We start from the raw sequence: 14,490 nt of genomic DNA on the forward strand, positions 1-14,490 counted from the left end.
TTATTCACGATGAGTGTCCACACAGATTGATACGGTTTATAAGTAAAAGAGACGATACTGGGTCTGTAGCTCAGGTGGTTAGAGCGTTCGCCTGATAAGCGAGAGGTCGGTGGTTCGAGTCCACTCAGACCCACCAATTTCTTTTGAAATTGGTATGCAGTATCGACACCTTGATGGGGCTATAGCTCAGCTGGGAGAGCGCCTGCCTTGCACGCAGGAGGTCTGCGGTTCGATCCCGCATAGCTCCACCATCTTTAAGCATTCTTACGAGTGTGTTTAAAAATGGTTTCATTAAGAAATCTAGCTCTTTAACAATTTGGAAAGCTGACAAAACAATCCTTGTCTTTAAATAGATAGGAGATTGTTTGTAAAGTTCTCAATGTTTGTCTTTATGACAAACACCAAAAAACACATTCAAGTGTTCTTGGGAATATCACTTTTACAGTGATTATTCGAAATTGAGTCCGGCAAAATCGAAATGTCTCTCGCTCATTCAAATAATGAGAGACAACTTTGGTGATTTGAACATCAACTCGAAACTCCTTCGGGTTGTATGGTTAAGTGACTAAGCGTACACGGTGGATGCCTTGGCAGTCAGAGGCGATGAAGGACGTATTAACTTGCGATAAGCCCAGATTAGGTAGTAAAAACCATTTGAGTCTGGGATTTCCGAATGGGGAAACCCACTTGCATAAGCAAGTATCGCTGCGTGAATACATAGCGCAGCGAGGCGAACCGGGGGAACTGAAACATCTAAGTACCCCGAGGAAAAGAAATCAACCGAGATTCCGAAAGTAGCGGCGAGCGAAATTGGACTAGCCCTTAAGCTTTTTATGCGTCAGGTGAAACTTCTGGAAAGTTGTGCGATACAGGGTGATAGCCCCGTAACCGGCAACGCATATAAAGTGAAATCGAGTAGGGCGGGACACGTGATATCCTGTCTGAATATGGGGGGACCATCCTCCAAGGCTAAATACTACTGACTGACCGATAGTGAACCAGTACCGTGAGGGAAAGGCGAAAAGAACCCCTGTGAGGGGAGTGAAATAGAACCTGAAACCGTGTACGTACAAGCAGTAGGAGCACCTTCGTGGTGTGACTGCGTACCTTTTGTATAATGGGTCAGCGACTTATATTCAGTGGCAAGGTTAACCATCTAGGGGAGCCGTAGCGAAAGCGAGTGTTAACTGCGCGACTCAGTCGCTGGATATAGACCCGAAACCAGGTGATCTAGCCATGGGCAGGTTGAAGATTGAGTAACATCAATTGGAGGACCGAACCGACTAATGTTGAAAAATTAGCGGATGACTTGTGGCTAGGGGTGAAAGGCCAATCAAACCTGGAGATAGCTGGTTCTCCCCGAAAGCTATTTAGGTAGCGCCTCGGACGAATACTACTGGGGGTAGAGCACTGTTAAGGCTAGGGGGTCATCCCGACTTACCAACCCTTTGCAAACTCCGAATACCAGTAAGTACTATCCGGGAGACACACGGCGGGTGCTAACGTCCGTCGTGGAGAGGGAAACAACCCAGACCGCCAGCTAAGGTCCCAAATTACTACTAAGTGGGAAACGATGTGGGAAGGCTCAGACAGCCAGGATGTTGGCTTAGAAGCAGCCATCATTTAAAGAAAGCGTAATAGCTCACTGGTCGAGTCGGCCTGCGCGGAAGATGTAACGGGGCTAAGTAGTAAACCGAAGCTGCGGCAATGCACTTTGTGCATTGGGTAGGGGAGCGTTCTGTAAGCGGTTGAAGGTGTGTGGTAACGCATGCTGGACGTATCAGAAGTGCGAATGCTGACATGAGTAACGATAAAGGGGGTGAAAAACCTCCTCGCCGGAAGACCAAGGGTTCCTGTCCAACGTTAATCGGGGCAGGGTAAGTCGACCCCTAAGGCGAGGCCGAAAGGCGTAGTCGATGGGAAACGGGTTAATATTCCCGTACTTCTTACAATTGCGATGGGGGGACGGAGAAGGCTAGGTGGGCCTGGCGACGGTTGTCCAGGTTCAAGTGCGTAGGCTGAAGAGTTAGGTAAATCCGGCTCTTCTTAAGGCTGAGACACGACGTCGAGCTACTACGGTAGTGAAGTCATTGATGCCATGCTTCCAGGAAAAGCCTCTAAGCTTCAGATTGTAAGGAATCGTACCCCAAACCGACACAGGTGGTCGGGTAGAGAATACCAAGGCGCTTGAGAGAACTCGGGTGAAGGAACTAGGCAAAATGGTACCGTAACTTCGGGAGAAGGTACGCTCTTGATGGTGAAGTCCCTTGCGGATGGAGCTGACGAGAGTCGCAGATACCAGGTGGCTGCAACTGTTTATTAAAAACACAGCACTGTGCAAAATCGTAAGATGACGTATACGGTGTGACGCCTGCCCGGTGCCGGAAGGTTAATTGATGGGGTTAGACTTCGGTCGAAGCTCTTGATCGAAGCCCCGGTAAACGGCGGCCGTAACTATAACGGTCCTAAGGTAGCGAAATTCCTTGTCGGGTAAGTTCCGACCTGCACGAATGGCGTAATGATGGCCACGCTGTCTCCACCCGAGACTCAGTGAAATTGAAATCGCTGTGAAGATGCAGTGTACCCGCGGCTAGACGGAAAGACCCCGTGAACCTTTACTACAGCTTGGCACTGAACATTGACCCTACATGTGTAGGATAGGTGGGAGGCTTTGAAGCAAGTACGCCAGTATTTGTGGAGCCGTCCTTGAAATACCACCCTTGTAGTGTTGATGTTCTAACGTCGACCCCTAATCGGGGTTGCGGACAGTGCCTGGTGGGTAGTTTGACTGGGGCGGTCTCCTCCCAAAGAGTAACGGAGGAGCACGAAGGTGGGCTAATCACGGTTGGACATCGTGAGGTTAGTGCAATGGCATAAGCCCGCTTAACTGCGAGAATGACAATTCGAGCAGGTGCGAAAGCAGGTCATAGTGATCCGGTGGTTCTGAATGGAAGGGCCATCGCTCAACGGATAAAAGGTACTCCGGGGATAACAGGCTGATACCGCCCAAGAGTTCATATCGACGGCGGTGTTTGGCACCTCGATGTCGGCTCATCACATCCTGGGGCTGAAGTCGGTCCCAAGGGTATGGCTGTTCGCCATTTAAAGTGGTACGCGAGCTGGGTTTAGAACGTCGTGAGACAGTTCGGTCCCTATCTGCCGTGGGCGTTGGAAGATTGAAGGGGGCTGCTCCTAGTACGAGAGGACCGGAGTGGACGAACCTCTGGTGTTCGGGTTGTGTCGCCAGACGCATTGCCCGGTAGCTAAGTTCGGAATCGATAACCGCTGAAAGCATCTAAGCGGGAAGCGAGCCCTGAGATGAGTCTTCCCTGATACTTTAAGTATCCTAAAGGGTTGTTCGAGACTAGAACGTTGATAGGCAGGGTGTGTAAGCGTTGTGAGGCGTTGAGCTAACCTGTACTAATTGCCCGTGAGGCTTAACCATACAACACCCAAGGGGTTTTGATGGACTCAATGCAAGAACATTGAATGTGTAAATAGAACGAAAAACAGCTTTCCAGATTAAAGAATTTGCTTGGCGACCATAGCGATTTGGACCCACCTGACTTCCATTCCGAACTCAGAAGTGAAACGAATTAGCGCCGATGGTAGTGTGGGGCTTCCCCATGTGAGAGTAGGACATCGCCAGGCTTTAAATTTAGTTTTTGCCTTTTTAAGAAGGTGAAGACAAAAGTTAAGAGAGCCCGTTTGAAAAAGCGGGCTTTTTTAGTCCTCACGGACACAGATAATGTGCTGATATGGCTCAGTCGGTAGAGCGCATCCTTGGTAAGGATGAGGTCCCCAGTTCGATTCTGGGTATCAGCACCATTTACTGTTTGTTTTACGCTTTAAGTTAAAGCTTAAAACAAAACGTAAAGAATTTTGCTTGGCGACCATAGCGCTTTGGACCCACCTGACTTCCATTCCGAACTCAGAAGTGAAACGAAGTAGCGTCGATGGTAGTGTGGGGCTTCCCCATGTGAGAGTAGAACATCGCCAGGTTCTTATTTAGACTTCAGAGTCTAACCAGTGCGGAGCGGTAGTTCAGTTGGTTAGAATACCGGCCTGTCACGCCGGGGGTCGCGGGTTCGAGTCCCGTCCGCTCCGCCACTTATTTAAAAACCCAGTCTTCGGACTGGGTTTTGTCGTTTTTGAGCATAATAATTTCCCTTTCAGGGAATGAGTCCCGGTTGCCCGCAACCCCGAACTAGGCGTCCCCGCCGACTAGCCACTTATTCCAGACCTCAGCAGGAATGCTGAGGTCTTTTCGTATTGGCGATATTCTTTTGGTCTACGACCAATGAGTCCCGCTCGTGTGCGAGTCCAATTGCGTGCAAGCCCAGCCACTCCGCCACTTATTTAAAAAACCAGTCTTCGGGCTGGGTTTTGCGTTTTAGGGAATATGATTTTCGTTTATAGGAAAGTAAGTCTCACAAGGCATTGTCTGAAGCCTACAAGCTCAAGCATTTATTCAGATAAAGATTCAGATAAAGCTTCCAGTTTATCCACGCTTATTGAAAATCTACTCTGTCATTTGGTTACGTTAGAGATGCCCTCTAATGCTTTGTCTATCAAAGAGTTGGGGTATTCAATAACACCGAGCTTATGATGACCTACCAAATGGCTGCTTTCTTCAATCATAGCTATCTCTGTTGGTGTTCTCTTCTCTGTATCACCGGTTAATCCTACAGGGTAATCACTTCTCATATTTACGCTGAATAAAACTTTGTTTGCTTTACTCTTATTTGCCAGAAGGATTAACCTAGTAACGGTTCTTATGGGAGTACAACCTAATGATGCAGCAGATAGAAAGTGAAACGCTAAGAGTCTTATTCGAAAGCCTGTCTTCTCAAGATGGGATTGCCGTTATTAACCCTGCGACTGAGCAAGAACTGATTCGCTTAAAGCCTAGCTCTTTGGATGAGTTAGATGCGCAAATAGAAGCGTGTAAATCGGCTCAAGTCGAGTGGGCAAAACTCAGTGCTAAAGCACGCTCCGCTTTCCTAAAAAAGTGGTTCCAATTGGTTGTAGAGCATGCTGAAGACATCGCGAACATCATTACCTTAGAACAAGGTAAACCTCTTACTGAAAGCCGTGGGGAAGTCGCATACGGCGCATCGTTTGTTGAATGGTTCGCAGAAGAGGCTAAACGTGCTTATGGTGAGGTAATTCCTGCACCGGCGGTAGATAGACGCCTCTCTACCATCAAACAGCCTGTTGGTGTGTGTGCTGCGATTACACCATGGAATTTCCCTATTGCAATGATCACTCGAAAAGCGGCTCCTGCTCTGGCTGCAGGATGTGGGATGATCATTAAACCTTCTGAATTAACGCCTTTAACTGCTCTGGCTGTGGTGGAGCTTGCTCATCAGGCTGGCATCCCTAAAGCTCTATTGTCTACCGTTGTTTCTGAGCAAGCGGCAGAATTTGGTTTGGTATTAAGTACCGATCCGCGTATTAAGAAGATCTCTTTCACTGGTTCGACACGTGTCGGCAAGATCTTGATGAAGCAGGCAAGTGATACGGTTAAAGCCGCTTCTATGGAATTGGGTGGTAACGCACCTTTTATTGTTTTTGACGATGCAGATTTAGATGCTGCAGCGAATGGCTTAATTGCCTCTAAGTTCCGTAATGCCGGACAAACTTGTGTGTGTACCAACCGCTTGTATGTGCATCAGAGCGTAAAAGAGGCATTCTTAGCTAAGCTTCTGGATAAAGCAGCGGGCCTAACGGTCGGTAATGGCCTTGATGAAAAGACAACTCTTGGTCCTGTGATTACAATGGCTTCTAAGCATCGTCTAGAGGCAGTGATCGATCAGGCAGTACAAGAAGGGGCAACTATACTTAACCAGCCTCAAAAACGCTCTGGGCGCTTTATGGAGCCTGTTATCTTAGATAATGTGGAACAGAGTATGGCGATCGTGCAACAAGAGCTGTTTGGCCCAGTTCTGCCAGTTATTAGTTTTGATGCCGATGAACAAGTGCTCTCGATGGCGAATGACACAGAATATGGTTTAGCTTGTTACTTCTACACTGACAGCTTGAAGCGCATCATCAAATTTAGTGAAGGTTTGGAATATGGCATGGTGGGGGTAAACGAAGGAATTATCTCTACGGAAGTGGCACCGTTTGGTGGGATCAAAGAATCAGGTATTGGTCGTGAAGGGGCCAAGCAAGGCATGGATGAGTATCTAGAGACAAAGTACATCTGCCTTGGAGGTTTGAGCTAGCCTTCCGCTTAGACACTCATTGATACGATACAAAAAGAGAAAGCTAGGTACATCACCTGGCTTTTTGTTTATTGAGATAAAGTTGGATGAAGAGGGGAGCGGTGAGTTTTCTTCAGATGCAAAAAAGCCGCATCAAGTGATGCGGCTTTTTCTAATATGGCTCCTCCTACTGGACTTGAACCAGTGACCTGCGGATTAACAGTCCGTCGCTCTACCAACTGAGCTAAGGAGGAACAAATTTTAATAAGTGGTGCCGACTACCGGAATCGAACTGGTGACCTACTGATTACAAGTCAGTTGCTCTACCTACTGAGCTAAGTCGGCACATTTTCGTTAATAAGTAATCGACTTACTAACTGAAAGATGGCTCCTCCTACTGGACTTGAACCAGTGACCTGCGGATTAACAGTCCGTCGCTCTACCAACTGAGCTAAGGAGGAATTATCTTGTTTAAGAATAAATGGTGCCGACTACCGGAATCGAACTGGTGACCTACTGATTACAAGTCAGTTGCTCTACCTACTGAGCTAAGTCGGCGTACCGTTATTCTTTCTATTGTTCGTGTTAGACACCAACAATTTTAAATTGTGGTGCCCGGAGGCGGAATCGAACCACCGACACGAGGATTTTCAATCCTCTGCTCTACCGACTGAGCTATCCGGGCGACGAGGTGTATTAAAAGGCTTTTCGGCTTTCAGGTCAACAATAAAATTAAAATAAAATATCGTTTGATGAATTTGTGCTCGGAGTGGGCTGTTTTTATGCATTTTGAGCAGCAATGCACCATGCTTTAAGCGCTGTTTTAAGAAAAGTAGGGCGCTCTGTCGCAAAATAAAGGCGATAAAAACAAAAAAGCACGTCTGAAAACGTGCTTTTTATTGAACAATTGACTTTAAACTAGTGCTTTACTGAGAACTTGTTCACCCAACCTTCAAGTTCATCCGCTAAAGATGCCAATGTTTGCGTACTTGATTGGCTTTCTGTTACCACCGTATTTAGTTGGCTACCACTTTCTTCAATTAGGTTGATGCGGTGTGCAATGTCATCACTCACTTGAGTTTGTTCTGCCGCCGCAGTTGCGATCTGTTGGCTCATCGCTGTGATTGATTCTAGTGCTGTCACTATCTGTTGTAGCGCTTCTGAGGCATTCATAGACTCAGTTACCGTGCTTTCACTGGTTTCTGCACAGATTTCCATTGTATGGATAGCATTGCGCGAACCTTCTTGAAGGTTAGAGATCATCTGTTGAATCTCTTTTGTGCTGTCTTGCGTGCGTCCTGCTAGGTTGCGCACCTCATCTGCTACTACCGCAAAGCCTCGACCTTGTTCACCCGCACGAGCTGCTTCAATGGCGGCATTCAACGCCAGTAGGTTAGTTTGCTCAGCAATATCGCCGATTACGTCGAGAACTTTCACGATGCTGTTTACATCTTGGTCAAGATCCGCAACCGCTTTGCTGGCCGTATTGAGCTGAGTCGCCAAGCCTTGAATATTATCTACCGTACTGTGGATCAATGATTGCGTGTGTTGGCTCTGTTTGTCTGCTTCATCGGTGTTATGTGCAGTGTCACTTGCCGAACTTGCAACATGGTTGGCTGAAGAAGCCATTTCTGTCATCGCTGTTGCGATCATCGCTGTCGATTGCTGCTGAGACATGGTTAGGTCAGCGATTGAATTAGAGCGAGATTCTACCGCTGATAGCTCTGAACGCAATGCATGCATTGATTCATCCAAGTTAGTTACCATCTTAGCCAGAGATTGGCTCATCTCTTGTACGGCGCCATAGATGCTGTCTTTAGGGGCTGTGTATTCAAAGCTGGTTTGGATATTACCCTGAGCGACGGCCTGAACGGCTTGTCTTACGTCATTTGGCTCACCACCAAGCAGATTAAGCATCTTACGGATAGAGATGATCAAGCCACCTAGAATCGCGCCAGCAATCGCCAGACACAGCGCTAGCTGCCATTGTGCTGTTGACCAGAAGCGTGCATTAACTTCATTAAAGCCGATACCAGTACCAACCACCCAGTTCCAATGCGGTGTTTTCTCTGCGATAGAGTGCTTTTCTTCGATCGTGCCGTCAGGCAATTTTTGTGTCCAAGTGTATTCAACGATCTGACCTGTTTTACGGCCCAGCACATCTAAAATTAATTGACCGACACTGTTGCCATCACCATCGCGGAAATCGTGGAAACTTGTTCCATGCAGTTGAGGGTCAAGTGGGGCCGCAACGAACATCATGTTCTCATCGGCAACATAAACGTATTCGTTGTCTTTGTAGATATTGTTACGAAGTAGGCGGGTAGCCAGAGCTTTGGCTTCAGCTTCGGGCATTTTGCCTTCCACTGCCATTTGCTCAACTTCGGTCAGAATGCTGTAGGCACTCTTAAATAGCTCAGTAACTCGAGCTTTGTTATCAAGGTTACTTGCTACACGTAATGTCCATAGACCAGTAGCGGTTAGAGCAAGTAGGGCAACCAATATGATTGCAGATAATAAATAGGCTTGAGTTTTTAATTTCATAGTTAGCTCACGAGACGTATTTCATACTATGCAATGCATAGCTTATAAGGGGGCGCAATAATAAATTCATCATATTGAACTTGTATACAAGCGCCTATGCGGTCGTGTTGAAACTATGAGTTGGATTAAATTTTTAGCGTGAAATAAGTGTTTTTTATCAAATAAGCCTGGAGTTAATTGGGATGCTTCTTGGTGGAGGTGAAGAAGAAGATTCGATGGAATTAGAAAATAGGGGAGAGAGTTTTTTATTGCAGATAAGAAAAAAGCCAAGTCCGAAGACTTGGCTTTCTAATTTGGCTCCTCCTACTGGACTTGAACCAGTGACCTGCGGATTAACAGTCCGTCGCTCTACCAACTGAGCTAAGGAGGAACTATTCTGTTTGTGTCTTGCTTAAAGCAAGTGCACCAAATATGGTGCCTCGAGGCGGAATCGAACCACCGACACGAGGATTTTCAATCCTCTGCTCTACCGACTGAGCTATCGAGGCAAAAGAAGAATGGTGCCGACTACCGGAATCGAACTGGTGACCTACTGATTACAAGTCACTTGCTCTACCTACTGAGCTAAGTCGGCGTACCGTTTTCTTTTTTGAAGAGTAAACTCTTCATTTTTTAGAATCTCATTTACATGAAACTCTAGAAGTTGGCTCCTCCTACTGGACTTGAACCAGTGACCTGCGGATTAACAGTCCGTCGCTCTACCAACTGAGCTAAGGAGGAACTATTCTGTTTGTGTCTTACTTTAAGCAAGCGCACCAAATATGGTGCCTCGAGGCGGAATCGAACCACCGACACGAGGATTTTCAATCCTCTGCTCTACCGACTGAGCTATCGAGGCAAAAGAAGAATGGTGCCGACTACCGGAATCGAACTGGTGACCTACTGATTACAAGTCAGTTGCTCTACCTACTGAGCTAAGTCGGCGTACCGTTTTCTTTTTAACTGTTCGTGCTAAGCACCAACAATTTTAAATCGTGGTGCCCGGAGGCGGAATCGAACCACCGACACGAGGATTTTCAATCCTCTGCTCTACCGACTGAGCTATCCGGGCAACGGAGCGCTATTAAACGGATTTTCCCGCTTTTCGTCAACCACTTTTTTTAAATAATTTCAAAAAAGTGGTTGTTCGAACGCTTTTTATTCAACTGTCGGTAAAAAGTTTATCCTGCGTTAAATTCCTTTTTGAAATTTGTAACTTTTTCTAGGTAACGGCGTGCTTCTGCATTCGGATGTTTCTTGGTTAGCGCCCAATAAACTTGGTTTGGTTGTAAAGAATTCAAATCTTGCATCGCACGTTTGCGATCTGTGCGGTGGAAAGTGTTCAAAACACCACCAGTTCCGCCGTTGTAAGCAGAAATCATGCTGTACTCCAACGAGGTTGGGTGTTGTACATCTTTCAAATAACGGTTTTTAAGGATGTAAAAGTAAGCCGTTCCAGTATCAATGTTGTTTTCTGGGTTAAACAAATACTCGGGACTTGGTTGCCCTGAACGATTCTTCACTAGCTTAAATACATCACGACCCGCGGTTTTTGGTACAACCTGCATCAATCCATACGCATTTGCCCAACTTACCGCGTACGGGTTAAAGCTACTTTCGGTTTTGATGATGGCGTAAATCAGATCTTCAGGAATATCGTATTTCTTCGATGCACGGCGCACGATGTCTGCGTATTGGTAACTACGCTGTGAGAAGTGGTCTTCTACCATAGGGATTTCGACGTAGTAAGCTTTCTTGAAATCGACATCCTTGGTTTTGACTTGGTTAGCAATCAAGTAATCGGCAAAGCGATTCGCGCGCCATGACCATTGAATGGGCTTTTTGTCTTGATCAACGACCTGATTGTAAAGAAAGGGCTGGCCTTCCAGTTTGATCTCTTTGGAGGAGAATAGGTCGACACTGGCTGGATCGTCCGGTGTCAAAAGGGTTGTGATGATAGCGTTCTTGAGGTGTTTTTGTGGTTCGGTTGGAGAAACCGTCTCGATAGTAATCACACCTTTTTGGAAATCGACTTCGGCACGGCTCAAATAGTTATCGATATATTTGACGTAATTGCTTTTACCCGCGACTTTAACTTCGCGTTGACCCCATCGTTTTTTGATGTTGCCAGAGAAACTACTGATCAGTGAATCTAAGGCATCGGTGTCTTTTTCAAACTGTCCTGGCAGTTCTGCTAGATTGTTGGCAAAACGGTTGGTCGGCTCGTAATCGACGTCATAAATCTTTTCTACGAACTCACGGCTACAACCTGCCATTAAAAGGGCAGTAGCGATAAAGGCGATTTTTTTCATAACTATTGAGATGGCTTTGTGGTCTCTAATATAAAAATGACACCACAAGTTTGGTTGTGATGTCATTGTTTTAAAACAAATTTGCTTTATTCGCTTGGTGGCGTGTAGCCCTCAATGTGAACCTCTTTACCTTCGAACAGGAAGTTCACCATTTCTGTTTCAAGCTGTTTGCGGTGCTCTGGATCCATCATGTTGAGCTTCTTCTCGTTGATCAACATGGTTTGTTTCTGTTGCCATTGAGCCCAAGCTTCTTTCGAGATGTTATCGAAAATGCGTTTACCTAGTTCACCTGGGTAAAGTTGAAAGTCTAGACCTTCGCCTTCTTTCTTTAGTCGAGCACAAAAAACAGTGCGGCTCATAATGACTCCTTGCAATTAATTAACGAAGTTCGTGGGGTAGCGCTTCCAGTAGCAGTTTTACTGGTGCGGCTAAACCGACTTCTTCAGGTTTAGATAAGTTATACCAAAGACCTTTGTTACCTTCCATCACCACATTGGGTCGCTTTGACAGGTCAATCAAAATCGGTGTGATATCGAGATGGTAATGGCTGAATGTATGACGAAACGTTATCAGCGTCTCTTGACGTCTAATATCGTTGGCTTGAATTCCACGTTGTTCCAGTAGCAATTCAATATCACTTTCAACGTCAATGTGCTCAGTTTGTGGGAAGCAAAATAGCCCGCCCCAAATACCTGTCTGCGGTCTTTGTTCTAGCCACACTTCGTGACTATCACCATTTTTGTGGTGAAGCATAACGAAACGTGTTTGCTTAACCGGTTTGTCTTTTTTCGGCTTTTTACCCGGATAATCAAGCACATTACCTTGTTTCTTTGCCACACAAAGAGCGCTGACTGGACACAAGGTGCATTTAGGCTTGCTGCGGGTACACATCATGGCACCCATATCCATCATGGCTTGATTGTACTTGTCTACGTCTGTTTGTGGCGTGTGCGTTTCTGCGATTTCCCACAATTGGTTTTCGACTTTCTTTTGTCCAGGCCATCCATCCACGGCAAAACAGCGTGAAAGTGTGCGCTTTACGTTGCCGTCTAATATCGCATGTGGCTGTTTATAGACAGACGAAAGAACCGCAGCGGCGGTGGAGCGACCAATCCCCGGTAGGGCATTCATCTGCTCTAGGTCTAGAGGAAACTCACCATTGTATTTATGGGCGACCTCTTTTGCGGCTTTATGAAGGTTACGAGCACGTGCGTAATAACCCAAGCCGGTCCAAAGGTGCAGCACTTCATCTTGCTCAGCATTGGCAAGATCGACCACGGTCGGGAAGCGCTCCAAAAAGCGTTGGTAATAAGGGATAACCGTAGTGACCTGAGTTTGCTGAAGCATGATTTCAGACAACCAGACACTATAAGCGGTCTTGTTTTGTTGCCACGGAAGATCTTTTCTTCCATATGCGTCATACCATTCTAAGATGGCACTGGCGAAAGGTGTCACGACTTGCTCTGTATTCTATTATTGGTTAGGAGCAAAATTGCACCACAGATTGTGGTGTAAGTACAACATATAAACTGTGGGGATATTGTGTCTAGTTTGTTTGCTTTTGGGCTGCCATAGTCCGATAGCTCAACAAATACTTGCACCTAAGTGAATTCTTTGGATAATCCCCGCTTTGATTAATCAATGTGCAGGCAAAATCAATGAGTGAAGTAACCACTAACGAATACAACGAAGACGGTAAAATGATCCGTAAAATCCGCAGTTTCGTGCGTCGCGAAGGTCGTCTAACTAAGGGCCAAGAGAATGCGATGAACGAGTGCTGGCCAACAATGGGTATCGACTACAAAGCTGAACTTCTTGATTGGAAAGAAGTGTTTGGCAACGATAACCCAGTAGTGCTTGAGATCGGTTTTGGTATGGGTGCTTCATTGGTTGAAATGGCAAAGAACGCGCCAGAGAAAAACTTCATCGGTATCGAAGTGCATAGTCCAGGCGTTGGTGCTTGTCTTGCAGATGCTCGCGAAGCCGGTATCACGAACCTACGTGTAATGTGCCACGATGCGGTAGAAGTATTCGAACACATGATCCCAAATGGCAGCCTAGCAACGCTACAACTGTTCTTCCCAGACCCATGGCACAAAAAGCGTCACCACAAGCGTCGTATCGTACAGCTTGAGTTCGCTGAAATGGTTCGTCAGAAGCTTATCCTGAATGAAGGTATCTTCCACATGGCGACAGACTGGGAAAACTACGCTGAACACATGATTGAAATCATGAACCAAGCGCCTGGTTTCGAAAACATCGCTGAAGAAGGCAACTTCATTCCTCGTCCAGAAGAACGTCCACTGACTAAGTTTGAAGCTCGCGGTCACCGTCTAGGTCACGGTGTGTGGGATATCAAATTCAAGCGTACTGCTTAAGGAGCCAGTAGATGTACCACTACGCGATATTAGCGAATCCTGGTCATAACCGTATTTACTTTGATAGCGCAATGACGATTGCATGTTCTGAGCTGAAAGCGATTTTGGCGTCGGAAGGTGTTGAAGTAACTGAAATTGGCAACAAAGACGTGGGTCTGCCTGCTGCACTTGTGTTCTCTTGCGAAACAGAACTAAGTGAAGCACAGGCTGGCAAGATTGCTGCGTCATCTATCTACTACGCGCTATTTGAAGTGCGTGAAGATGGTTTATTACGTCCAATTCAGGCGCCTGCATTCAATACTTTCCCTGAGAGCATGAGTCAGATCCTGCGTTACACAGGTAAAACAAACGAGCAGTTTACGCGTTTGATGGTGAACCTAGGCGTCAGTGCTGCCAACACGGGCAGTGCGCAATTGACGCTAATGGATCCTATGTGTGGTAAAGGTACAACACTGTTTGAAGGTTTGATCCACGGCTTGAATGTTGTGGGTGTTGAGATCAATCAGAAATGGGTTCAAGAGATCCAAACCTTCATCGTTAAGTTCATGAAGAACGGTCGCTTTAAGCACAAAGTGAGCAAAGAAAAGCGCACTTCTGGTGGTAAAAAAGTGGCAGATGGCTTCGTGGTTGAGGCAGCAGCAGACAAAGACGATTACAACAAAGGTAATCTTCAAACGATGAAGCTGTACTCAGCAGATACGCGTATTGCTGACCAAGTTGTGAAGAAGAACTCGGTAGATGTGATGGTGTCTGACTTGCCTTACGGCGTGCAGCACGGCAGCAAAAATGCCAAAGACAGCAAGCTGAACCGCAGCCCACTGGAGCTTCTAAAAGAGGCTCTGCCTGCATGGAAAGTGGTGTTGAAGAAACAAGGTTCTGTGGTGCTGTCTTTCAACGAATTCACTTTGAAGTGGAAAGACGTGGCGGCATTATTTGAAGAGCAAGGGTGGAAGGTACTTTCAGAAGAGCCTTACATCGGTTATCTTCACCGTGTTGATCAATCCATCAACCGCAACATCATTGTGGCAATAAAACCATAATCGACTTGAGTCGAATAAATTCCATGGA

General features: G+C 46.3%; 8 protein-coding genes, 16 tRNA genes and 3 rRNA genes. 10 read left to right on the forward strand and 17 right to left on the reverse strand.

The window, feature by feature from the left end; all coding sequences use genetic code 11:
* Nucleotides 1-59: 59 nt before the first annotated feature.
* The 7 genes from ACLIIY_RS00695 to ACLIIY_RS00725 all read left to right on the forward strand — a co-directional run bounded on the left by ACLIIY_RS00695 (nucleotide 60) and on the right by ACLIIY_RS00725 (nucleotide 4,110).
* Nucleotides 60-136: transfer RNA gene (locus ACLIIY_RS00695), tRNA-Ile, on the forward strand.
* Nucleotides 137-175: 39 nt separating this feature from the next.
* Nucleotides 176-251: transfer RNA gene (locus ACLIIY_RS00700), tRNA-Ala, on the forward strand.
* A gap of 304 nt (nucleotides 252-555) precedes the next feature.
* Nucleotides 556-3,445: ribosomal RNA gene (locus tag ACLIIY_RS00705) — 23S ribosomal RNA — on the forward strand.
* An 89-nt stretch (nucleotides 3,446-3,534) separates the two neighbouring features.
* A 5S ribosomal RNA gene (gene rrf, locus ACLIIY_RS00710) occupies nucleotides 3,535-3,651 on the forward strand.
* Between the two features lie 101 nt (nucleotides 3,652-3,752).
* Nucleotides 3,753-3,828 (forward strand) — tRNA-Thr (locus tag ACLIIY_RS00715).
* Nucleotides 3,829-3,885: 57 nt separating this feature from the next.
* Nucleotides 3,886-4,002 (forward strand): 5S ribosomal RNA (gene rrf / locus ACLIIY_RS00720).
* Between the two features lie 31 nt (nucleotides 4,003-4,033).
* Nucleotides 4,034-4,110: transfer RNA gene (locus ACLIIY_RS00725), tRNA-Asp, on the forward strand.
* Between the two features lie 420 nt (nucleotides 4,111-4,530).
* Here ACLIIY_RS00725 and ACLIIY_RS00730 read toward each other — a convergent pair.
* Entirely contained in the window at nucleotides 4,531-4,707 is a 177-nt protein-coding gene (locus ACLIIY_RS00730; protein WP_434527992.1) for a hypothetical protein, read from the reverse strand.
* Nucleotides 4,708-4,793: 86 nt separating this feature from the next.
* Between ACLIIY_RS00730 and ACLIIY_RS00735 the strand changes: the two genes are divergently transcribed.
* The gene (locus ACLIIY_RS00735; protein WP_434527993.1) at nucleotides 4,794-6,230 is read left to right on the forward strand and encodes an NAD-dependent succinate-semialdehyde dehydrogenase; all 1,437 of its coding nucleotides are present in this window, start codon (nucleotides 4,794-4,796) and stop codon (nucleotides 6,228-6,230) included.
* Between the two features lie 157 nt (nucleotides 6,231-6,387).
* Here ACLIIY_RS00735 and ACLIIY_RS00740 read toward each other — a convergent pair.
* The 16 genes from ACLIIY_RS00740 to mutY form a co-directional block, all read right to left on the reverse strand.
* Nucleotides 6,388-6,463: transfer RNA gene (locus ACLIIY_RS00740), tRNA-Asn, on the reverse strand.
* 15 nt (nucleotides 6,464-6,478) lie between these two features.
* Nucleotides 6,479-6,554, reverse strand: a tRNA-Thr gene (locus ACLIIY_RS00745).
* Between the two features lie 40 nt (nucleotides 6,555-6,594).
* Nucleotides 6,595-6,670: transfer RNA gene (locus tag ACLIIY_RS00750), tRNA-Asn, on the reverse strand.
* 21 nt (nucleotides 6,671-6,691) lie between these two features.
* Nucleotides 6,692-6,767 (reverse strand) — tRNA-Thr (locus tag ACLIIY_RS00755).
* Between the two features lie 51 nt (nucleotides 6,768-6,818).
* Nucleotides 6,819-6,894, reverse strand: a tRNA-Phe gene (locus ACLIIY_RS00760).
* Nucleotides 6,895-7,127: 233 nt separating this feature from the next.
* Nucleotides 7,128-8,753 carry a methyl-accepting chemotaxis protein gene (locus ACLIIY_RS00765; RefSeq protein WP_039841982.1) on the reverse strand — a complete coding sequence of 542 codons (1,626 nt, stop codon included), beginning with the start codon at nucleotides 8,751-8,753 and terminating at the stop codon, nucleotides 7,128-7,130.
* Between the two features lie 294 nt (nucleotides 8,754-9,047).
* Nucleotides 9,048-9,123: transfer RNA gene (locus ACLIIY_RS00770), tRNA-Asn, on the reverse strand.
* Nucleotides 9,124-9,165: 42 nt separating this feature from the next.
* A tRNA-Phe gene (locus ACLIIY_RS00775) sits at nucleotides 9,166-9,241 on the reverse strand.
* Nucleotides 9,242-9,251: 10 nt separating this feature from the next.
* Nucleotides 9,252-9,327 (reverse strand) — tRNA-Thr (locus ACLIIY_RS00780).
* A 70-nt stretch (nucleotides 9,328-9,397) separates the two neighbouring features.
* Nucleotides 9,398-9,473: transfer RNA gene (locus ACLIIY_RS00785), tRNA-Asn, on the reverse strand.
* 42 nt (nucleotides 9,474-9,515) lie between these two features.
* Nucleotides 9,516-9,591: transfer RNA gene (locus ACLIIY_RS00790), tRNA-Phe, on the reverse strand.
* A gap of 10 nt (nucleotides 9,592-9,601) precedes the next feature.
* Nucleotides 9,602-9,677: transfer RNA gene (locus ACLIIY_RS00795), tRNA-Thr, on the reverse strand.
* A gap of 51 nt (nucleotides 9,678-9,728) precedes the next feature.
* Nucleotides 9,729-9,804: transfer RNA gene (locus tag ACLIIY_RS00800), tRNA-Phe, on the reverse strand.
* A 109-nt stretch (nucleotides 9,805-9,913) separates the two neighbouring features.
* Complete coding sequence (gene mltC / locus ACLIIY_RS00805) at nucleotides 9,914-11,044, reverse strand: membrane-bound lytic murein transglycosylase MltC (RefSeq protein WP_009705536.1); 1,131 nt, start codon at nucleotides 11,042-11,044, stop codon at nucleotides 9,914-9,916.
* 86 nt (nucleotides 11,045-11,130) lie between these two features.
* Nucleotides 11,131-11,403: an oxidative damage protection protein gene (locus tag ACLIIY_RS00810; RefSeq protein ID WP_005436530.1), complete on the reverse strand. Its 273-nt coding sequence runs from the start codon at nucleotides 11,401-11,403 to the stop codon at nucleotides 11,131-11,133.
* A gap of 19 nt (nucleotides 11,404-11,422) precedes the next feature.
* Complete coding sequence (gene mutY, locus ACLIIY_RS00815) at nucleotides 11,423-12,499, reverse strand: A/G-specific adenine glycosylase (RefSeq protein ID WP_434527994.1); 1,077 nt, start codon at nucleotides 12,497-12,499, stop codon at nucleotides 11,423-11,425.
* Between the two features lie 203 nt (nucleotides 12,500-12,702).
* Here mutY and trmB point away from each other — a divergent pair, with 203 nt between their 5' ends.
* Together trmB and ACLIIY_RS00825 are read left to right on the forward strand one after the other, a co-directional pair.
* Complete coding sequence (trmB, locus tag ACLIIY_RS00820) at nucleotides 12,703-13,422, forward strand: tRNA (guanosine(46)-N7)-methyltransferase TrmB (RefSeq protein ID WP_434527995.1); 720 nt, start codon at nucleotides 12,703-12,705, stop codon at nucleotides 13,420-13,422.
* Nucleotides 13,423-13,433: 11 nt separating this feature from the next.
* A complete protein-coding gene (locus ACLIIY_RS00825) occupies nucleotides 13,434-14,462 on the forward strand; it encodes a TRM11 family SAM-dependent methyltransferase (protein ID WP_005425798.1) in 1,029 nt (342 codons plus the stop codon).
* The last annotated feature ends 28 nt before the right edge of the window (nucleotides 14,463-14,490 follow it).

The sequence above is a fragment of the Vibrio sp. K4 genome, assembly GCF_051122595.1.
GTDB classification, from domain to species: Bacteria; Pseudomonadota; Gammaproteobacteria; order Enterobacterales; family Vibrionaceae; genus Vibrio; species Vibrio owensii.